The sequence below is a fragment of the Ruegeria sp. H8 genome, assembly GCF_056532905.1.
This window is the reverse complement of the sequence record NZ_JBQFNY010000014.1, coordinates 45,336-65,728: the sequence shown is the minus strand read 5'-3', so window position 1 is coordinate 65,728 and position 20,393 is coordinate 45,336. Positions and strand designations below refer to the sequence as shown.

General features: G+C 56.0%; 19 protein-coding genes. 10 read left to right on the top strand and 9 right to left on the bottom strand.

Features of this window, described 5'->3' with window-relative positions:
• Positions 1-53: 53 nt before the first annotated feature.
• The 5 genes from ACR0A2_RS20935 (at position 54) to ACR0A2_RS20915 (ending at position 5,240) form a co-directional block, all read left to right on the top strand.
• The gene (locus ACR0A2_RS20935) at positions 54-1,277 is read left to right on the top strand and encodes a hypothetical protein (protein WP_480837094.1); all 1,224 of its coding nucleotides are present in this window, start codon (positions 54-56) and stop codon (positions 1,275-1,277) included.
• A complete protein-coding gene (locus ACR0A2_RS20930; protein WP_480837092.1) occupies positions 1,274-1,624 on the top strand; it encodes a hypothetical protein in 351 nt (116 codons plus the stop codon). Before ACR0A2_RS20935 ends, ACR0A2_RS20930 begins: the two co-directional genes overlap by 4 nt.
• Positions 1,625-2,271: 647 nt before the next feature.
• Entirely contained in the window at positions 2,272-2,676 is a 405-nt protein-coding gene (locus ACR0A2_RS20925) for a hypothetical protein (protein WP_480837090.1), read from the top strand.
• Positions 2,677-2,787: 111 nt separating this feature from the next.
• Positions 2,788-3,291, top strand: a complete 504-nt coding sequence (locus ACR0A2_RS20920; protein WP_480837088.1) for a hypothetical protein — start codon at positions 2,788-2,790, stop codon at positions 3,289-3,291.
• A gap of 356 nt (positions 3,292-3,647) precedes the next feature.
• Entirely contained in the window at positions 3,648-5,240 is a 1,593-nt protein-coding gene (locus ACR0A2_RS20915) for an SIR2 family protein (RefSeq protein WP_480837086.1), read from the top strand.
• A gap of 640 nt (positions 5,241-5,880) precedes the next feature.
• On the opposite strand, the gene ACR0A2_RS20910 is transcribed toward ACR0A2_RS20915, so the two are convergent.
• Genes ACR0A2_RS20910 through ACR0A2_RS20895 form a run of 4 tightly spaced genes read right to left on the bottom strand, consistent with a single transcriptional unit; the run spans position 5,881 to position 10,535 of the window.
• Positions 5,881-7,122 carry a dipeptidase gene (locus ACR0A2_RS20910; protein ID WP_480837084.1) on the bottom strand — a complete coding sequence of 414 codons (1,242 nt, stop codon included), beginning with the start codon at positions 7,120-7,122 and terminating at the stop codon, positions 5,881-5,883.
• A 50-nt stretch (positions 7,123-7,172) separates the two neighbouring features.
• Positions 7,173-8,351 (bottom strand): carbohydrate porin, encoded by a 1,179-nt coding sequence (locus tag ACR0A2_RS20905; RefSeq protein ID WP_480837082.1) that lies wholly within the window; start codon positions 8,349-8,351, stop codon positions 7,173-7,175.
• Positions 8,348-9,112 carry a DUF3299 domain-containing protein gene (locus ACR0A2_RS20900; RefSeq protein WP_480837080.1) on the bottom strand — a complete coding sequence of 255 codons (765 nt, stop codon included), beginning with the start codon at positions 9,110-9,112 and terminating at the stop codon, positions 8,348-8,350. The genes ACR0A2_RS20905 and ACR0A2_RS20900 overlap by 4 nt, the downstream gene beginning before the upstream one ends.
• Positions 9,113-9,137: 25 nt before the next feature.
• Positions 9,138-10,535 carry an amidohydrolase family protein gene (locus ACR0A2_RS20895; protein WP_480837079.1) on the bottom strand — a complete coding sequence of 466 codons (1,398 nt, stop codon included), beginning with the start codon at positions 10,533-10,535 and terminating at the stop codon, positions 9,138-9,140.
• A gap of 142 nt (positions 10,536-10,677) precedes the next feature.
• On the opposite strand from ACR0A2_RS20895, the gene ACR0A2_RS20890 reads away from it, so the two are divergent.
• Together ACR0A2_RS20890 and ACR0A2_RS20885 are read left to right on the top strand one after the other, a co-directional pair.
• The gene (locus ACR0A2_RS20890) at positions 10,678-11,679 is read left to right on the top strand and encodes a helix-turn-helix transcriptional regulator (RefSeq protein ID WP_480837077.1); all 1,002 of its coding nucleotides are present in this window, start codon (positions 10,678-10,680) and stop codon (positions 11,677-11,679) included.
• Positions 11,680-12,214: 535 nt separating this feature from the next.
• Positions 12,215-13,213 carry a LacI family DNA-binding transcriptional regulator gene (locus ACR0A2_RS20885; protein ID WP_480837075.1) on the top strand — a complete coding sequence of 333 codons (999 nt, stop codon included), beginning with the start codon at positions 12,215-12,217 and terminating at the stop codon, positions 13,211-13,213.
• On the opposite strand, the gene ACR0A2_RS20880 is transcribed toward ACR0A2_RS20885, so the two are convergent.
• Positions 13,214-14,347, bottom strand: a complete 1,134-nt coding sequence (locus ACR0A2_RS20880) for a Gfo/Idh/MocA family protein (protein WP_480837073.1) — start codon at positions 14,345-14,347, stop codon at positions 13,214-13,216.
• Positions 14,348-14,385: 38 nt separating this feature from the next.
• A complete protein-coding gene (locus tag ACR0A2_RS20875; RefSeq protein WP_480837071.1) occupies positions 14,386-15,489 on the bottom strand; it encodes a Gfo/Idh/MocA family protein in 1,104 nt (367 codons plus the stop codon).
• A gap of 123 nt (positions 15,490-15,612) precedes the next feature.
• Between ACR0A2_RS20875 and iolC the strand changes: the two genes are divergently transcribed.
• The 3 genes from iolC to ACR0A2_RS20860 are packed head-to-tail and all read left to right on the top strand — an operon-like array spanning position 15,613 to position 18,263.
• A complete protein-coding gene (iolC, locus tag ACR0A2_RS20870) occupies positions 15,613-16,581 on the top strand; it encodes a 5-dehydro-2-deoxygluconokinase (protein WP_480837070.1) in 969 nt (322 codons plus the stop codon).
• Between the two features lie 9 nt (positions 16,582-16,590).
• Positions 16,591-17,427 carry a 5-deoxy-glucuronate isomerase gene (locus ACR0A2_RS20865; RefSeq protein ID WP_152459123.1) on the top strand — a complete coding sequence of 279 codons (837 nt, stop codon included), beginning with the start codon at positions 16,591-16,593 and terminating at the stop codon, positions 17,425-17,427.
• A complete protein-coding gene (locus ACR0A2_RS20860; RefSeq protein ID WP_480837068.1) occupies positions 17,424-18,263 on the top strand; it encodes a class II fructose-bisphosphate aldolase in 840 nt (279 codons plus the stop codon). The genes ACR0A2_RS20865 and ACR0A2_RS20860 overlap by 4 nt, the downstream gene beginning before the upstream one ends.
• A gap of 42 nt (positions 18,264-18,305) precedes the next feature.
• Here ACR0A2_RS20860 and ACR0A2_RS20855 read toward each other — a convergent pair whose 3' ends face one another.
• The 3 genes from ACR0A2_RS20855 to iolB form a co-directional block, all read right to left on the bottom strand.
• The gene (locus ACR0A2_RS20855) at positions 18,306-18,722 is read right to left on the bottom strand and encodes a VOC family protein (protein ID WP_171169313.1); all 417 of its coding nucleotides are present in this window, start codon (positions 18,720-18,722) and stop codon (positions 18,306-18,308) included.
• A gap of 90 nt (positions 18,723-18,812) precedes the next feature.
• Positions 18,813-19,571: an SDR family NAD(P)-dependent oxidoreductase gene (locus tag ACR0A2_RS20850; protein WP_171329148.1), complete on the bottom strand. Its 759-nt coding sequence runs from the start codon at positions 19,569-19,571 to the stop codon at positions 18,813-18,815.
• Entirely contained in the window at positions 19,568-20,374 is an 807-nt protein-coding gene (iolB, locus tag ACR0A2_RS20845; protein ID WP_480619980.1) for a 5-deoxy-glucuronate isomerase, read from the bottom strand. The genes ACR0A2_RS20850 and iolB overlap by 4 nt, the downstream gene beginning before the upstream one ends.
• Positions 20,375-20,393: the final 19 nt, after the last annotated feature.

The following is a 20,393-nucleotide window of genomic DNA, read 5'->3' as shown; positions in this document are numbered from 1 at the left end:
TGGCTAGATGAGCAAAGCGTTTCAGTCGAGCCTCAAAGGAAGGAGGCCGTAGAATGAAAGGCTGTAACAAACATCAAGTCGTAGCCGCTTCCCCATGTACAAAGGGTCAAACTGCCAACCGGGGCGACGGCATGGAAAGTGAGCAATGTTACAAACCCCGAACCCGGTCCACCCCTTACCCCTCAAAGCTCACAATTCGCGCTCTTATGCCTTCAATCTCTCGCAACGGTGACGGTGAACCAAAGCGCAATCCAGACGGCAGCATCGTGCTCATACCAAGGCTTGGCAAGCTAAGCAGTGATATGGTTGTACAGCACCCTTTGCTTATTCGCGCGCGTCAATACTGGCCTTCCGATGTTTCCCGCGTGCTCGACGCTCTGATTGATGCGTTGGTGTGGCAACGATGGAGTGATGTGAAGCCACATGCCGTGGCGAATGAAGATGGCGTCGTCACAGTGACAACTGAAACACAGGACGATGGTGCATGCGTGTACGATATTAGTCGATCATCCTGCATCATCGAAGATGCGACCTATGAAAACGTCTACCGTTACTTGTCTCCACATCTCGGGCGCATCGCCAACGAACTGCAAGTGTGCGCTGAGCACGCGGGCATGACGTGGTGCACTGAAACCGTGGAACGCACGATGTTGGTCGATCCGATAACGGAAGATAGGTATGTTGCCGCACTTTCAATCCTACAGGCATGGGGGATTGTTGGTGAAATCGACCCGTACAACGCGACGCTAATCAATCCGACACTGGCGTTGCAAGGATCAAGCAGTATGCGCAAACATGCCTGGACGATCTTGGACAACCCAGAAGGCACGCATCCAATTTATGGGCTTGCGGAACTATCAGAGCGGGACACCGCTGCACCAGATAACTTCTACATGTCGGGTATTCGAAAACCACTCACCCAGAAAGCACTCGTACTAGAGCGTAAAACCATACTTAGTCGACGAGCAGAAGAAGATGCTGTCAATGCCCGACAAGCACACCGAATTGCACGATTAGAAAAAGACAATGCCGCGCTGATCGAACGCGGGTTGCACGATGCTTTAACCATAGGGGCGTTGCAGGACGAAAAGTCGGCCATACTTGATAACATCGTGTCAGCGGTTCGAGAGATGCAAGCAAAAGGTATAGGTAGTGTTGCACCCAGCGTCTTGTTGGAACTTGCCCGCAAGCACGGCGACTACGACGGGCATTGGGAACCAATGCACACAACAGAGAACAAGCCTTCTGTACAACAGGAACGGGAGTGCATGAAATGACCACGCGGAATAGCATCGAAGTCACAGATGCAGTTGCGCTCGAAGCGTTGGCCAACCTGTCACCGGACGCCAAGCAACTCGTCTGGGGTATGATCATCGAACGCGCGCAGGACACGAACTGTGGTCATTGCGGATCATTTCAATCGGCATTTGCAACGGGCGGCGGCGCATTCTTGTTGCCAGAAGTCGTCACCGAGGTCGCAGAGGCAGGTATTCTTCGTATGAACGACGAAGGCACCAGCTATGTTCTGCACAGCATGTTCTCGCAGATCGGGCAAAACATGTGTGATCGGTCGCAACGTGTCTCGGAAGAAACTACTCCGTTCAATGTCCTGACCATACGCTAGCTTGACCAAGGGTCGAACAAACATATCGCTGAGATGCGTTGATGTGTCTGCCAAACGCGAACAACTCAGCACATTGGCGGCTTACATTGCTTGGGAAGCTGTCAAACACGATGGTCAGGTTACACCAAGCGAGTGCATCTATCTCAACGCGCCGCACTGTGACGATGGACGTGTCCGAATACGCATTCAAGGAATTTCGTTCATCGTCCAAAACGCGATCACGCAAGCCCCACCCGGAGCAATCGTGACGGCTACATGCGGAAACATTTGGTGCTGTAACCCTGCCCACCTGACTATCACCAGAAAGGGTAGCTCAATTGCACAACAATAGCAGCAAGACTGACACATACTGAAAGCAGCATGCCTCTGATCCAATCGGCTATTCGCAGCGCGTTACATCCAACAAGCCTTGCGATCAAAGCGCGACTAGCAGGTTTATTAATCTGAACATTGAGAAATCCGGGGATAACGCGGCAATGGTTTTGGCGATGCGATGTCAACTTAGACGAACCGACACGCGCAAACAGCATGGATAAATCGTATGCAGTACACACATCCATTGCCGTTCCCGATTGTGGTGCACCTCATACGAGCCGTCCACACTTCGGCCACACACTGTACCCGCCCAATGAACCAATGAGGTATTCATGAGTGACATCAACAACACCCCGCAAACCGATCATCTGACGACTGCGGCTATCCTCAAGAGAGCGTGTCAGGACATGCCAACAATGACTGCAAGCGACTTCTACAGGATCACCGGCATTAAGAACGACACCGTGCGCAAAGCGAGATACCGTGCCCGTAGACGTGGCAAGCCCGTGCCTGTTCCGATGTTTGACGCCGACACCTACAATGTTGATCTGCGCAAGGCGATTACATGGTTGATGGAAACGTCGCGCTACGGTGCCATCGCACGGCTGCAAGCGCATTTCGATGACGTACTGAATGAGAGCATGTCAATGATGCGAGGCGTGCGAACCGTTCACAGCCGACAAAATGTGCGCCCCATAGACTCACACCCACTCGAACTACACTCGGCAGCAGATTGACACATACTTAGGGAGTTACATCCGCACCCAATTGAAGCTCAATGCCGTGTTGCGACACTGCAGCGATTGATGCATCTTGCCACTCAATACGATTATGGGTTTGAGGTTCGCATGAAAGCGACAATTGCCGCAATGTTTCTAATGGTTTCATCTATGCAGGCCGGTGCGATGACCGTTGAACGCGCAGAGAAACTGCTAGCCGTACTCGGACAGGCTCAACAGTGTGTCGGAATTGGTGTCAATGCCGGTTGGATGGACGAATCCAAGCGACTTGATGAAGTGTTTGAACAAGCAGGTCGTGAACTTGCAACCGCGCTGATCCGTGGAGAGGTACAGATTAGCAACACGTTGACGCTACCACCTTGTTTGTGGTCCGTCACAAATCTCAAACCACAAAACGATCTGTCCGAAGTTGACCAAGCGTTTGCAGTAGGTTTCAGCGTCGGTAGCGCGCAGCGATCTTGCACTATTTCCCAAGTCGACAAACTAACCGACGCCGTTCCTCTTCCTGCTCAATTTAACAAGGAACAGTTCGATAAGTGGTCACAAGACCAAGCGAACCACGCACAATTGTTGATGCGTCAACGCACTTGTACACTAGTTCAACTCCCCTGATGATCCGTTGAGCTGCTGGACAAATTGATTTTCGACGAACATCGTGCCGTTCCTAATCCCCAAAGCGGGATAACCCGCGAGGAAGACGAACCTCAATTGACATTTAGCTACTGCGGTTTGTCAGGGATACAACGGCCACGCTTCGGTCATCCACGAATGCCCAATCGCATTAATAGTAATTCATGGCAGCCTCTGGTTCTGAATAATGTTCACACATTCAAGTCGCGCACGTGCGAAAACTGATCTCTCGCAGAAACTGTCTTCGTTAGAAGTAACTCCCTTGAAAGCAGATTCAGTGACTGGCATTGAGTGTAACGATTCAAGCTCGCAAATTTTAACTGTAGCCGCAAAGAACAATGGAAATGACGAACGTATCAACGGAACTATCAGTTATCCTGACTGAGCGTGGCGCAGCCCCTTTTCTGTTCGTGGGCTCCGGATTCTCAAGGAGATACATCGGGCTAGAGACGTGGTCAGATTTGCTTTCGAGATTTTGTTCGGGAATTCGCGACTTCGGTTTCTATTCAACAAGTGCGAATGGTGAAATGCCACGTGCAGCTTCATTGATGGCAAAGGATTTTAACAACTTTTGGTGGGCCGACGAGAGTTGCAGCCAGTCGAGAGAAAAGTACAAAGATCAGTTGCTTAATGAAGCATCTGCTTTGAAGTACGAAATATCGGATTACTTATCCGGCTTTTCGCTGCAACATGCGCAAAACAACGATCTTGAGCATGAGATTGAAGCCCTAGCAAGGATGAATGTCGACGGCATCATCACCACAAACTGGGACTTGTTGCTGGAAGAATTGTTCCCCGACTATCAGACCTTTGTAGGGCAAGAAGAACTTCTGTTTTCCAACCCTCAGTCAATTGCAGAGATATATAAAATCCACGGGTGTGCGACTGAGCCGGAAAGTCTTGTCCTCACTGAGAATGACTACTCTCACTTCAACGCAAACAATCCCTATTTGGCGGCTAAACTGATCACAATTTTTGCGGAGCACCCGATTATCTTCCTAGGATATTCACTCACTGACCCGCATATCCAAGCAATGATATCAGATATTTCTAAATGTCTCGGGGATGAAAAACTCAGCGAGTTTGAAAAGAATTTGGTTTTCGTCGTTCGAGCCAAGGGCGGGGAGAGCAAAATTGGGCGCGGAGTTATGAATATTGGCGCGAGAACACTTAACTTTACGCTGGTTGAAACCGATGATTTTTCCGAGGTGTACAACGCGGTGGAGTCCGTCAAGAGACAGGTGCCCGTCAGGGTTCTTAGGTTTTTCAAAGAACAGATGTACGATTTGGTGAAGTCATCTGATCCTGAGAAAAAACTTTCAGTCGTTGACTTTGATGCGATTGAAAACACTGACGATGTTGAGTTCGTTGTCGGTGTTGGTGTCGCATCTGAGCATCGAAAAATGCTTGCCAAAGCTGAAGCAGACAAAGAACGCACGCTGTCTAAGCATGGCTACACTGGAGTTACGGTCGACGAACTATTTAGGGACCTGCTAAAGATAGATAGCGCGTTCTCTCCGCAACAATTACTTGAAGTCGCCTTCCCTGCATTCCGCAAACTGCCGAACAAGTTCATCCCTGTTTACCGTTACTTGCGGGGGGCAGGGATCAATTCAAAAGAAGAGTTGAAGGCTTCGGATTACGCAGACGCACGTGCAGTGGTTGCTAGTGTCTCCAATAACTTTCACGGCAACCAAACTTACAAAAGCCAATACCTGCGCGAGTACGACGGCCTTTCAACTGCGGAAATTATCGCCAAGGCAACGCCTGAAAAGGCGACATACATGATTCCTTTCCAAGCAAAACACGACGTTGATTTAGACGCTCTGCGCGATTTTCTGGAGAAGAATTTTGACACAATTGCAGACAGTTACAAAAGCTCGATCCGAAAACTTGCCTCCTGCTACGACTACTGGAAGTATGGATTTTGAACGAATGAAATGCCTTTTAAGAAAATCGCTACACCCTATCAGATGCAAAAACTGGTGTATGCCCGACGTCCTAGCCTACAGCCGTCTATTAACTGACCCTGTGTTTTGCTTTGGGCGGGGGAGAGTTGTTTAGATACCCCACCCCGTATTTCAACATGAGCGTTGGATGATCGACCTTGGGCAAATGACTGGGTACGGGGTGTAGTGTGCTGTTCTGACCAACCCTCTCAGGTGTGTTTGCGCGTACAGGTTTGGCATTGTAGATTACGGCACACGGCAACGCTCACCCACACTTTGGTCAACAGACTAAGGCCGCACACTTCGCATCCCTTGCTGCGTCTTCGTCACTGCTGCTGCAAATTTGCTGCACCGGGCACTATTAGATGCCATCATGACGTTGGAACGAGTTGTACATGTCTGAACCATGCTGTAGCATTCAAGACACTGACAACATTGGGCAAAAGTGTATGCGATGTTGGCAGGTGACACACAGTACGTACAGATGTGTACATGGGTAGCGCTTCGTTTACACCGAAGATGTCGGAAGTGCGAATCTCTCATCACCCACCAGCCTTTCCCCAAAAATTCCTGCGCTGTTCCGCATCCGGGGCCAAACATCTTTGATGCGGGTCCTGAACGTCTATCGCGAATAAAACCCTTCTCGCAGTTCCTGTCTGAGACGCAGACGCTCGGGGTATTCTTTCAGAAATCGTTCGGGGGGCTTGCCCTCCCAGACTTGCGCGTAAACCCGCATCTTGTTGCCGCCATAGATCTTTTCCAGGTCTTCATCGGAATAACCTCTTGCCCAGAGATCATCGGTGATTGCCGCAAGGATTTTGGCCAGCTCACCGTTACCGGTCGCCCCTTTGTTGAACGCGTCGATCATGTAGCCGCCATCATCATACATGCTTGCGTTTGCAGTCGCGAACTGCACAACCAATTCAGTCGAGAACATGTCGTCGGTTGCGATCCCAACGTGGTCGACCCCAACAAGTTGGACATAGTAGTCGATCATGTCGGCGGCTTGCTTGGGTGAGATATCTTCAGGCCAAACGCCGTCCATCATCCATTCAGTGAATGTCGGAGACACATAGCCGCCCGATTTGGCCGCACGCAGGGCCTCGTCGTCTGGAATGGCCCGATAACACCCGCGTGGCGTCGCACCGGGTTCGTTCGCGTAAAGGCCGGCAGGAACCGAATGCGTGTAAACATAAGGCACGCCGGGATAGTTTTCGTCCATGTAGTCCATGGCGTCGTTGGCCGTTTTGGAACCCGTGTGGCTCAGGTCCAGAAGGATGCCGAAACGCACCATTTCATCGATCACCGACTTGCCCCAAGGGGTCAGACCGATATCGCGCCCGTTATAGGCCGCCAACTGCCCCGACCCAGTGCGGAAGATATCGTTGTAGGCCAGGATCATACTCTTGATCCCCATATCCTTGAGCAACGCCATTTTCTTTAGATCACCGTTCAGGATCGTCGCGGTTTGGCTGTTCCAGATAACCGCTGTTTTACCCTGTATATGAGCAGCTTCGATGTCGCGTGTTTCATTCACGATCAGAAATTTGTCCGGCTGCTCCGCCATCGCAGCGCGATAGTGATAGTGCTGTTCTAGCAGTGTTTCAAAAGACATGTCCGCCGCAGCCAAGGTCATCTCGTGCCCGGTAATGCCGTTTTCCCGAGCAAGTTCAAAATAGTCGTGCAGCTGCTCGTACTCGGTCCAGCCTGTGCCGTAGGGGCTGGCCAACATGCCAAGCACGATTGTGTCCTTCACAAATTGCTTCGCCTCATCCGACGCATCCCATGTCTTGCTTTCCTCGCTCGCGTGCAGCGCGGTACCGGATACGATTGCAATGGCGCTTGCGGCCAACAAAGTTTTCATGACTGAGCCTCCCAAATTGGCTTCGTGTGAGTTGCTGCTTTCGAGCCGCATCAAAAAACGATCCGGGTTCGCAGGCTGAACAACGTGATGCTATCCTGATTGGCGTTCAGCAGCGGATTGGAAATGAACTGTAGTGACGGCGTGATTTGCAGCCCGGGTGAGATTGAAAAGCGATAGAATGCTTCCAGCGTGAACTGATCGCCGTCGATGTTTCTTGCTTCGGCCCAGTTCAAACCCAAACCGGCCAGATCGGTGTTTCGACCGTAATAGCCCAGCCCGGCAGAAACCGAACGATCATACAGCGCTGCCGTGCCTTTCGACGCCCCTGCCCGAACGAACGGCATCCATTTGTTTTCGACAAACCAAGCCGCGGAAAACACGGCCCCATAATCTTCTGCACGGCTGCCATCGTCGGCCGCATCTGCATGCCAGAGGGTCAGGTGGACATTGTCGAAATAGATGCGATCAAAGCCCGAAGTGTAGCCAATCTCAAACGATTTGAAGAGATTGCCGTCGCTGAACACGTCAAGACTTGGATCAGACGGATCGGCGTTTGCGTCTGCAACGCTGGCAACCGCGTAGAAGTTTTCGTTCAGCTTTATCCCACCGGCAATGCCAATTCCCTGGTTGGGTGTGTTGATTGTCGGGTTGGTGTTGAACGACAGGTTTTGGAACCCGCTGTAGGGGCTGACCAATCCATAGATATCCACAAAGTCCGTCACATCAATCTGGCCGACTTGCAGCGTCCAAGCGCCGTTCTCGGCCCTTTGGGTCCAGAACAGGTTGGTCAGCAACAAACCATTGTCGTTGAAGGCAGTCCCTGTGATCGACAATGCGCCTCCGTCCAGCCCAAGGAATTGCGGGGCAACATCGGTGTATCCGTGCCGATCTTCGATTTTGAATGTCAAAGAACCCCGCTCGGTTGCCTGCCAACTGCCGTAGACGCGAGCGATTCCACCTGCGGCTTCACCAGTTCCCAAATCGGCGTTCGTGGATTGACCCAACGCCAGGTAATCCACGTTGAACCGAAATCCGCTCTCGGCCAGCCGGTCTTTCCACCGAAACCAACCCGGCGCGATGTTGCGCGGAAATTCGGAACGGTACTGCGGATCGGTCAGGCCATCGCCAGGTTTCAGCTCGGCCTCGACCGAAGAAGGCCCGGACAACCCCTGCGCAGACGCCGTACCCGCGAAGGCAATACTCAATGCGGCAACAAGGCGCCTTATCATTCCGACGCCTTTGCGCCGCCAGTTTTACGATTGCCAGCAGCTCGGACGCGATCGGCTGCACGCTGTCTCCATTCCAGACCGTCGGCCTTGGTTTCCAGCGTTTCAACGCTGTCCGTCTCCAATTTGAAGGTTGCATTCATCGGCACAAGCCCATCCACGACCATCATGTTCTGAACCGAGGGTTCAATCGTCAGCCTACCTGTGAGCCGAACGGGTTCATGGAAGTAACTGGGGGCCCAGTCGCCGTTCAACCGCACCCGGATCATCTGATTGGGCGGAGGCGGGGGCATGTGGCTGCACATCCCGCGTTCTGGCACCAAATATGCAACCGCTCGCCCGTCCGGATCTTTCGGCGCGGGAATGGCAAAGCCTGTCAGCGTAACACTCTGGCCATCGAGTTGCGGATTTCCGTTTGTTCCTGCCTTTCTTCGCCGCTCTTTCACATCCTCTCGCTGATCGAGCAGCCAGTCGACATCAACGCCCCCCTCGGCCAAGGCGCCTTCAGTCTCGGTCAGAAGCTCTTGCCATTTCTGTCTTTCCTCAACGCTGCCGACATCCTGCTGCAACCTGCCGCGCAAGCGCACGACGAATAGGACATCGTCAAACTGTTCAGGGCTCAGATCACGATAAGGGTCATCGAACACCTGCACCGACGGATCCGGAAGGTCAGACCAGTCAAGCGTCGCATGGGGCGTTGCCATTGCGGAATGACCGCTCAGGACCAAGCCAGCGAAAACTGCGGCGCGAAACCAAGGGAACATCAAATCTCTCCAACCGTTTTTTTGGTTAGTCCAGTGTGTTCTTGTATATCACACCGTCCTTCATAATCAGTCGGATCGTTTCCGGGCTTTCCGGCCTCGGGTCGGCGCCAAACCATTGATCCCCGGTTCCAACGACGGAAAAGTCTTCAAGAGGGTTTCCGTCGATCAGCAGGATATCCGCATAAGCCCCTTCCTCGATCACACCCAGTTTTCCGTCCGTATACGGGTTCATGAAATCGCCGGACAGCGCCACGATCTCGCCACCGATCGACGTCAAAGTGACCATCGACAGATAGGGCCCAAAAAATTCATTGTTCAGGTGTTTCTCGTAGGCAATCTGAATATTGCACGCTTCGACTGAGCCAACACAGTCAGTCTGGAAGCCCCGCTTCACCGGGCATTCTTTCATATTATCGATGTAGCCTGCAAATGTCGCCGAGGCCGATTTTGCTTTGGCAAGGCTCGAGGGAACGTTTGCCACTGCCGGAATATCGAGCAATCCGGGATCGAAGGCTGTCAGGTTCGTGGTAATGTAAGCACCTTTTTCGTTCATGACCTGGGCAATGTCACAGTCGAACGAGAAACCATGTTCAATCGACATCACACCCGCGTCCAGCGCACTAAGAATTGCCTCCTTACGATAGGAATGCGCCATGACATAGCTGCCATATTCATTGGCGACCTGTACCGCGGCTCGAATTTCCTCGGGCGATCCAGCAAGCAATTGCCATGGATCGAAGGCTGAAACGACACCGCCGGATTGCATGAATTTCAACTGCGTTGCGCCCATGCGGAAATTGTTACGCGCGAATTTATAAACGTCATCGACGCCGCTAACCTCTTGCGCCAAGTTTAGGCGGCTCATGTTGGTCTCTGAACCCGGCGGCGCGGTGAAATTCGCAAAGTCAGCGTGACCACCTCGCGTTCCTATAAATGCGCCAGACGGGTAATAACGGGGGCCATCGATTTGCCCCGAGTCAATTGCCCTGCGCAACCCACCATTGGCCCCCCCGGCGTCTCTGACCGTGGTAAAACCTTGCATGAGATACATCTCAGCCATTCGTGCACCGTGAATGGCGAAGTCCTCCCATGTTGTGTTGGCTTCCATCGCTGGCAGCGTAGGCCCCATCAACATCAAATGGGCATGGTTCTCGACAAAGCCCGGGCTCAACGTCCGCCCCCCGCCGTCAATCACAACGGCGTTGGGCGCGTCCACCGCTTCGGTTGAAACAGTCTTGATCAGGTTGCCCTCGACCAGAACATTTGCATTCTCGATACGTTGCTCATTCACGCCATCAAAGACGTGCACATTGGTAAACAGCGTTTGAGGATCTTCTTCATCCTGAGCCTGCACAGCCGCCGAAAAACCAAAAACTGCCGCGACCACTACCGCCGGGCAAATGGACATTCGCATGTTGGTCATAGGGTCTCCCTTCACATTCACGTTTTACCAAACGTAGCCCGAAAACTCTTGGGCGGGTTGCCACTTTTGGATTAACATGTGCGAATGTGACCGCAAAAAAGGCCACTGAACGAAACCATCGGTTTAAACAAGGGTGACGGGCGTGCCACTCAGCTCCACTTCTGAAGCGCATAGCGAAGGCTTTATCCGCCTCGCGCTGGCCGCCCCGTTTCTGCAATATCTCACCGACCGCAGGATCAATCCGCAACCGGCCTTGGATCAGGTCGGCTTGAAGGCCGACCTGCTGTCCGACCCATCTGTCTATGTCCACTCAGAACTGGTCTATGGTCTGTTGAATGCCTTCTCAGAGTTGTCGGGGGATCGATACCTTGGCCTGAATGTAGGAGAGACATTTGACCTGCAAGGATGGCCGCCATTCGCCCGGTCGCTGCAATCCTCGAACACTCTGTTCGAGTTTTTTGCCCGGTTCGTAAGGCTTGTGCCACAAGAGTCCAACGCCGTCCGGCACAGTCTTGTCGTGGAAGCAGACAAAGCGATCTATCGGATCGCGCGGCAACAAGAACCAACCGTTCCGCCCGTTCATGTTACCGGGTTTGGAGCTGCCATCTATGTGCGCCTGTTGCAAAGCGTGGTCGGAAACGCGTGGGATCCGTCCCGGGTGCGATGGGAAAGCAGATACATCCTTGGCTTGCCACGCGGTTACAAAGGTATCGAAGTCGGCCTTGGACCCAACCCCGGAATGCAGATCAGTTTTCCCGTGGAATGGTTGTTTCTACACCATGCGGCAGAGGAGTCCGAAGCGCCGACAGACACGATTCGACACAATGAAGACGTCACCGTAGTGGCCGCTTTGCGGTCTGTCTTGCGTGGAAAACTGGATGAGTCAGAGCTGGGGCCGGAGGTTGTGGCCGGATTGCTGGGTATCCAGCCCGAGCGGTTCCTGAAAGCACTTCAGAAACATCAGACAACACTTCCCCGAGAGGTAAGGCGTCTGCGGGTCGATGTCGCCAAGGAGCACCTCAGAGAAAGCAAAATGACAGTTGCCGAGATCGGCCTCATGCTTGGCTATTCCGACAAGTCCCACTTCACTCGGTTTTTTCGAAGCCAGACCGGTGTGACGCCAACAAAATTCCGCCTTGGATAGCAACCGCGCTGCGAATGGGCGGGTTGGCGTTCCACTGCCTCTCTCATGTATGTCCACCAAGGGATGGCCATGATTTGCGCCACGTTCATGGATCAATACCAAAGGTTGAAAAAGCAATTGCCCGATGGCCCTTTTGGCAACGCATGCGCCGTCACGCATGCCTGTTGCGGCTCGATCGGACGTGATCTTGAAAGCGGCAGGAAAGGATATGCCCTTGAACCGTTCCGCAGTTTGTGCAACTTCAAATCGCTGACAACACTAGGCATCTCTGGGAACCTGTGCGCTTGGCGGCAGTGCAAGACGGCGCTTGGGTACATCTGCGGATTGGAAAAGGCGCTTCGGTTACGCTGAAGATGTCAGGAGTTCGAGTGTCTCTTCACCCACCTTTCCACCTTCTGAATTTCGACGCTCAAACACGGTTGAATCGACGTGGCGGCGTTGCAACCGGTTGCAAGTTCAGGTCGATGATGCATAATGCTGGGGCAATGCCAAACTTACCTGCTTTCCTGCCTCGCTGTTATCGGAGTCCCGCAGCGTGAGTGTGACCCTGAAAGACGTGGCCGCCTTGGCTGGCGTTTCACGGTCCGCCGTGTCGCGCACCTTTACCGAAGGTGCCTCGGTTTCCGCAAAAACGCGCAGCAAGGTTGAAAAGGCGGCCCGTGAGCTGGGCTACAGCCCCAATGCTCTGGCTTCGTCTCTGACGACCGGGCGCACCAAGCTGATCGGGTTGATTTCGAACAACTTTCACAACCCGATCTTTCTGGAAGTCTTCGACCAGTTTACACGCGCCTTGCAGGAACGCGGCCTGCGCCCGCTGATCGTGAACCTGACGGACGAGACCGAGCCCGCCAATTCCGTACGCATGCTGCGGCAATATTCGGTGGATGCGGTGATCGTCGCCTCGTCGACCTTGCCGCCCAGCTTTGCCAAAGCGTTCCACGATGCGGGCGTACCGGTGGTGCACACGTTCGGCCGGTCTGCCACCTCGCCCGAGGTGCATGTGGTCGGGATCGACAATGTGGAATGCGGGCGCATGGCCGCGCGCGAGCTGGTCGCGCGGGGTTATGCCAGCGTGGGCTATCTGGGCGGGCCGCAGGATGCGACCTCGTCCCTGGACCGGCAGCGGGGCTTTTTCGAGGAAATGGCCAACCATCCGCAGATTCCCGTCAACCACTCCTTCGCCGGGGCTTATTCCTTCGAGGCCGGCCGGGCCGAGATGCTGCGCCTGCTGGCCGGTGACCCGGCGCAGGCCTATTTCTGCGGCGACGACATCCTGTCGATCGGGGCGCTGTCAGCGCTGGCTGATCACGGGCTGAAACCGGGCGCCGATATCGGGATCATCGGCCTGAACGACATGGAAATGTCGCGCTGGGAATACATCAAACTGACCACCATCCATCAGCCGATCAAGCAGATCATCACCTCGTCCGTCGATCTGGTCGAAGAGATGCTGAAAACGCCCGACCGCTACCCCGAAGCGCGGATCTTCCCCTGTCGGGTGGTCGAGCGGGGCACGTTGCGGCCCCGCCCCTGATCAGCGGAACATCGGCGGGCGGGCGTCCTGCCAGGCACCATCTGCTTTGCCCGACGCAACAGCCGCGTGCACCGCTGCGATCGATCGCACGCCATCCGCTGCGTTGGGCAGGCCATCCCGGCTTTCACCGCGGATCGCATCCGCCAGATCGCAATAGATATTGGCAACGGCCAGCGGGAAGCCTTCGGGGTGCGCGATGGCGACCCGAGACAGGCGCTGCACTTCATCATGCAGCCCCCCCTCGCCCTTTTCGATGATCTGGGTGCGCCCTCCTACCGGGGTGTAGATCAACTGGTTGGGTTGCTCTGACGCCCAGCGCAACCCGCCGGTTTCGCCAAAGACCTGTATGTCAAAGCCATGCTGGCGCCCGATCGCCACGGAAGATGTCCAAAGACGCCCGACCGTGCCGCCTTCCATACGGAAGTTGATCATTGCATCGTCTTCCAGTTCCCGGCTTGCGATCGTTGAGGCCAAATCAGCCGAAAGCGTCTTCACCTCGTCATCACAGATAAAGCTGGCCATATGCAGGGCGTGGATACCGCAATCGGCGAACTGCCCGGAAACCCCTGCCATCGCAGGGTCATAGCGCCAGCGCACGCGCGGATTGTCCGCATCGGTGGCATCCCCATGATGGCCGTGGCTGAAATTGGTCACCACAAGACGCACCCGTCCGATCTCGCCCGAGCGCACCATAGCGCGGGCCTGCCGCACCATCGGATAGGCGGAATAGCAGTAGTTCACCGCGCAGATCTTTCCCGATGCTTCGGCGACGCGGACTATTTCCTCACCCTCTTCCACAGTCATTGTCATCGGTTTTTCACACAAGACATTGAAGCCCGCTTCAAGATAGGCCTTGGCGATCTCGAAATGTGTCGAATTCGGCGTGGCGATTGTCACCAGATCGATCCGGTCTTTACGGTCCTTCTCACCCGCCAGCATCTCTTGCCAGTCGCCATAGGCACGATCGGCGGCAACGCCCAATCGCTGCGCGTATTCCCGGCCCGCTTCGGGCCGGTGATCCAGCGCACCAGCAGCAAATTCAAACAGCCCGTCAGCCTGTGCCCCCAAGCGGTGCGCGGGGCCAATCTGGCTGCCTTCACCACCACCGATCATGCCCCATCTCAACTTAGCCATGGTCATCGTCTCTCATTAGAACTTTTTTGTTTGAGCGATCAGAAATCGCGGATGTCTTTCCACTGCCGCTGCTCTGACGATGCCAAGGCGGCGGCAAGCACCCGGTTGACCTCATGCCCGTCGCGAAAGGTCGGCCAAGCGGCTTTTCCGGTGTGGATGGCCTGAAGAAAATCTTTGGCCTCGATAATGATCTGGTCCTGATAGCCTGTTCCGTGGCCCGGACCCTGGCAGAAGGGCTCGTAATCCGGATGCGCCGGGCCGGTCAGAATTTTTGTGAACCCAAGGGACGCTTCGGGCCCTTCCCGCTTATACAGCCACAGCGCGTTCTGGTCCTCCTGGTCGAACCGGATGGCGCCCTTTGTTCCCGATATTTCATAAGCATAGCCCATTTTTCGCCCCGTCGCGACGCGGCTGAAATACAGGTTGCCCATAACACCGTTTTCAAAACGGCACATCATCTGGGCATGGTCGTCATTTGTCACCTCACCGCCCGGTCGGGTTTTGTGAACCGTTTCAACATCCGCCATCACCTGCGCGATCGGACCAACCAGCGCCAATGCACCGTTGACCATATGCGGTGCCAGATCTCCGATGGTGCCATTGGCCATGCCCGTCGTACGCCAGGAGGCAGGAGCGTGCGGGTCGGCATAGAAATCCTCGGTGTGCTCCCCCCGGAACCAGGTGATATACCCGATTTCACCATTGGCAATAAGCTGGCGGGCGTATTGGGTCGCAGGTGTACGAACATAGTTGAACCCCACCATGTTGACCGCGCCAGACGCTTCGGCAGCAGCAACCATGGCCAGACTGTCGTCAAGGGATGCGCCCAGTGGTTTTTCACACAAGACCGGTTTACCCAATTCAAACGCCGCTTCGGCAATCTGGCGATGTGTCGATTGAGGAGAGGCGATGACAATTGCCTCGACCCTAGGATCCTCAACCAATACCCGCCAATCATCGGTCGCTTTGTCAAACCCATAGGCTGTCCTGTAACGTTCGGCGCTTTCAGGGCTGGACGCACAAATGACCTCGAGCCGGGGTCGCAATGCCGTGTTGAACACCGCACCGACCGCTGACATGGCCACGGAATGGGCCTTGCCCATATAGCCGCCGCCGACGATTCCAATTCCGATTTCAGGCATCTGCAACGGCTCCGAACATATCATTTGCAACCGGTTGCAAAATCAGTATCGTGTGAATCGATTCAACGCAAGGTCCAAACTTTGCCGACCCATTCTGCCGGAGGACAAAACTTGAGCGCTTTGATGGATGGTATCAAAGGAAACCGCTTCGCCGTTCTGGGTCGCGCAGGCATGGACCTGTACGCTGACCCAATTGGCGTCAAAAGCGAGGATGCCAGCACGTTTCATGCCGACCTTGGTGGTTCTTCTGCCAATATTTGTGCCGGGCTGGTCAAGTTGGGCAGCGAGGCGTCGCTGATTACGTCCGTCTCGGACGATGCGATTGGGCGGTTCTGTCTGAACCGGTTGCGGCATTACGGTGTGGACACATCCTATATCCGCGTTCTGGGCGGCGAATACCGCATGTCTCTGGCCGTTTACGAAAGCCGGACCGAGGATTTTCAGAATGTGATCTATCGCAACGGGGCCGTTGATTTCCAGGTCACCAAAGAGGACATGGACAGGGTCGATTATTCATCTTTTTCGGCAATCATCTCGGCTGGAACGGTCTTTGCGTCCGAACCGTCGCGCAGCGCCACATTCCGGGCCTTCGAGAACGCCCGGAGCGCAGGCCTGCCGATCATCTTCGACATCGATTACCGCCCATACAGCTGGCCCTCGGCCGAGGTGGCTGCCGAAGTTCTGTCGCGGGCTGGCGAAGCCAGCAACCTGATCGTCGGCAACGACGAAGAGTTCGGATTCATGGCCGGCGGCATCGAAAAGGGTTTTGCCAAAGCGCAGGAACTTGCCAAAAAGCCGGGTCGGATCGTCATCTACAAGATGGGCGAAAAAGGTGCTGTCACTTTTGTGGACGGGCAAGAGCTGCGAACCGGTATTTACCCGGTTACGGCCGTCAAACCCAACGGGGCTGGCGACAGTTTCATGGCCGGGCTGCTGGCCTCGATCGCGGCCGGGCACGACCTGAAAGACGCCGTCATGCGCGGTTCGGCCTGCGCGTCGATCGTGGTGTCGCATCCCGGTTGCGCACCCGCCATGCCAACGACACCAGAACTGGACGCGTTCCTCGCTTCGCATCCCGGCCCGACCACATAGGAGAGTACCATGCATATCGCGCCCTATGACAATCAGAACAAACCCATCGTAGACGCCGATGATCCGACGGTTCCGCTGAACTATTTCAACATCGTCAAACTGAAAAAGGGCGAGGCCTTCGAATACACGGTCCCGGGTTACGAGACCTGCATCGTGCCCGCCACCGGCAGCGTCGACGTGGACGTCGAAGGCGTGCGCTTTGCCCATCTGGGCAACCGGGGCGAGGATGTCTGGGATGGCGAGCCCGAGGGCGCCTATGTCCCGTCGGGGGCACGGGCGCAGATGGTCTGCGTGTCAGAGACGGCCGAGGTGTTCGTGGCAGGCGCAAAGTATGACAAGGTGCTGGATCCGTTCGACGTGCGCGAGCATGACCTGGTGCAATATGGCAGCGACGACACCAAGACCCATCGCAAGATCAAGCATATCCTGGGCCAGAAACAGCATGACAAGGTCGGCCGCCTGCTGGTCAGCGAGTTGTTCACCGTGGGTCAAGGCGGCTGGTCGGGCTTTCCCAGCCACAAGCACGACACCAACCGCCTACCGGACGAGACCCGGCATGACGAAACCTACAATTTCCGCTTCAAACCCAACTGGGGCTCGGGCCTGCAGATGCTGCAGCGCGAGGACAATGAGCCGGGCGATGCCTATCACATCGTCGATGGCTCCACGATCTGCATCGACAAGGGCTATCACCCCTGCTGCGTGCTGCCGGGATACGAGATGTATTACTTCACCATCCTCGGCGGGCTGACCCAGCGGTCGCTGGTGCAGTATTTCCAACCCACCCATGCCTATCAGATCGAAACGATCCCGGGCATCAAAGACATGATCGCCAAATTCAAATGACCCTCGCTACGCTCAAAGACGTCCTGCAACCGGCCTATGAACAGGGCTATGCCGTCGGCGGCCTGGTGACGCTGGGCTGGGAGGACATGCGCGCCTATGTCGCCGCCGCCGAGGCCGAGAACGCCCCGGTGATCCTGCAAGCCGGACCCAGCTGCCGCGAGCACACCCCGCTGCCGATACTGGGCAAGATGTTCCGGTATCTGGCCGAAAACGCCCCGGTGCCCGTGGTGGCGCATCTGGATCACGGCTATACCTTCGAGGATTGCAAGATCGCGCTGGACAGCGGGTTCACCTCGCTGATGTTCGACGGGTCGCGCAAGCCCTTGCAGCAGAACATCGATGAAACCGCCGCGATTGCCGAAATGGCCCATGCCGCCGGGATCTCGTGCGAGGGCGAGATCGGCTTCGTCGGGTATTCCGGCGGTGAAGGCTCAAACGGCACGGATCCCGAGGAAGCCGCGAAGTTTGCCCGCGAAAGCGGCGTCGACGCGATGGCAATCTCGGTCGGAAACGTCCACCTTCAGCAAAACAAGGAAGGCGGGCTGGACGAGGACCGCATACGCCAGATCGACTCCATGACCGAGGTCCCACTGGTGATCCATGGCGGTTCGGGTGTGCCGGTCGAACAGCGCGCGCGGCTGGCGCGTGAAACCGCGATCTGCAAATTCAACATCGGGACCGAGCTGCGCATGGCCTTCGGCACCGCGCTGCGCGAGGCCGTGAACCGCGACCCCGACCGGTTCGACCGGGTGACGATCCTGAAGGAAACCCACGATCCGGTCATGGCTGCCGCTCGCACCGTGATCCGCGCTTTTGGTGCGCCACCGCAGCGCTGACCGTCCCGGCCTGGGCCGTTCTAAAAAATGCGCTGGCGGGTCCTAGTCGTCGCGCCCCGGATCATTGGGATTGCTGGAAAACAGGGCGATCTTGTTGCCCTGTGGGTCCCGCAGATAGCCGATATAGAAACGCGGCCCGTACATGGCGCGAAAGCCCGGCTGGCCCTCGTCCGACCCGCCGGCCCGCAGCGCGGCGGCGTGCAGGTCGCGCACCTGCTGCTGATTGCGCGCCTCGAACGCGACCATCGCACCATTCCCGGCCGAGGCTGCGGCCCCGTCAAAAGGCGGTTTGACATAGAATTCCGGCAGAACCGGCCGCTGGTCCGGCGGCACCGGCAGGGCGAAACTCAGCCCTTCTGGGCCTTCCTCCAGCGCATAGCCGAGATCCGGCAGAAAGGCGCAATAGAACCGTTTTGCGCGCGCGATGTCGTCCGCGCCGACCGTGACATAGGCAATCATGCCGCATCTTCCCTTGCCGGGTGTCGATCCGTCAACCGGCACCAGCGCATCGGCGCAGGTCGATTCCGGACGGGGAAGACCCAATGGCCGTCAGATCGAGCCGCCTTCGACCATGAAGTTCCCGGCACTGCACATGGCCGCGTCGTCCGAGGCCAGAAACAGCACCATCCGCGCCACATAGACCGGGTCGATCGGGTCGGGCAGGCACTGACGATCCACTTGCTTTGCCAGAGCCTCGGGGGTGACCCACAGATCTTTCTGGCGCTGGGTCATGATCCAGCCGGGCACGACCGTGTTGACGCGGATGCGGTGATCGCCCAGCTCGCGCGCCATGGTGCGGGTCAGTCCATGCACAGCGGATTTGGCGGTGGCATAGGCAGGGAAACCCGCCCCGGCCTCCCACCACGAATTCGACCCGATATTGATGATCGAACCTGCACCCTTGGCGATCATTCCGGGTGCCACCGACTGAAGGGCAAAGAACATGTGGCGGATATTGGTCGCCATACGCTCATCCCAATAGTCAGGCGTGACGTCGCGCCAGTCGTGCCGGTCATCCCGGGCCGCGTTGTTCACCAGCACATCCGCGTCGCCCAGCTCTTCCACCAATTGCCCTATTGCGGCGTTCATCTCGTCAATGTTGCGCAGATCGCATTGGGCGAATGCATGCTCTCCGTCCAGCTCGGAAAGCAAAGCAAGCCCGGCATCGGCGTTGAGGTCCAAAAACCCAACCTTTGCCCCCTGTTCGGCAAAGGCCCGAACGGTTTCCGCGCCAATTCCGCCGGCGCCTCCGGTGATGAAAACCGTCTTCCCTGCAAGGCTTGGGTAATTGGCGAAAGTATGGCTCATCCGTCACGCTCCATGATCCATTCGACCTCGGGGGCCGGCACGAACCGCCATTTCCGCAGCGGTCCGGCCATAACGTTCAGATAGTACATCTCGAACCCATAGGGCGCACCGCAAGGGTGATGGCCACGCGGGACAGTGACAACGTCGCCATCGGATACCGCCATCGTCTCATCCAACTGGCCGTCATCGGTGTAAACCCGCTGGATCCCAAATCCGTTCGACGGGTTCAGGCGGTGGTAGTAGGTCTCTTCCAGATAGGTGATGCGGGGATAGTCATCCTCGTCGTGGCGGTGGCTGGGATAGGACGACCAGTGGCCATTCGGCGTGAACACCTCGGTCACAAGCAGGCTGTCGGCGTAATCCTCGGCCTCCATCGCGATGTTGTTGATATAGCGTGTGTTTACGCCCTTTCCACGTTCAGTCAGGGTTATGCCATCGGGTCCAATGCGCCGCGCCGTATGACCGCCCTTACCCGGCGCCGAACAGATGGCCACAACGCAGTCGGTTTCCGCCACGGCCTCCCACTCGGTTCCGTTGGGCAGATACAGGCAATGCGGCGGTGTTTTTTCGAATACACTCATCCGGTCGCCCAAAATGCCCCAATCCTGTCCGGCCCCGGTGATCCGCGCCTTGCCTTCGACCATCACCAGAATGACTTCGCGATCTGCGGTCACTTCGTTTGCGCGATCCCCGGCCTTTAAATGATAAAGCCCGAAGCCCACATAATTCCATCCAGCGCTTGACGGAGTGATGTCATGTACCTTGCCGTGGGTTCCGATCGGTTTCTTCAGCAGGTCTGCCATTCTTGTTCTCCTTCTTGGG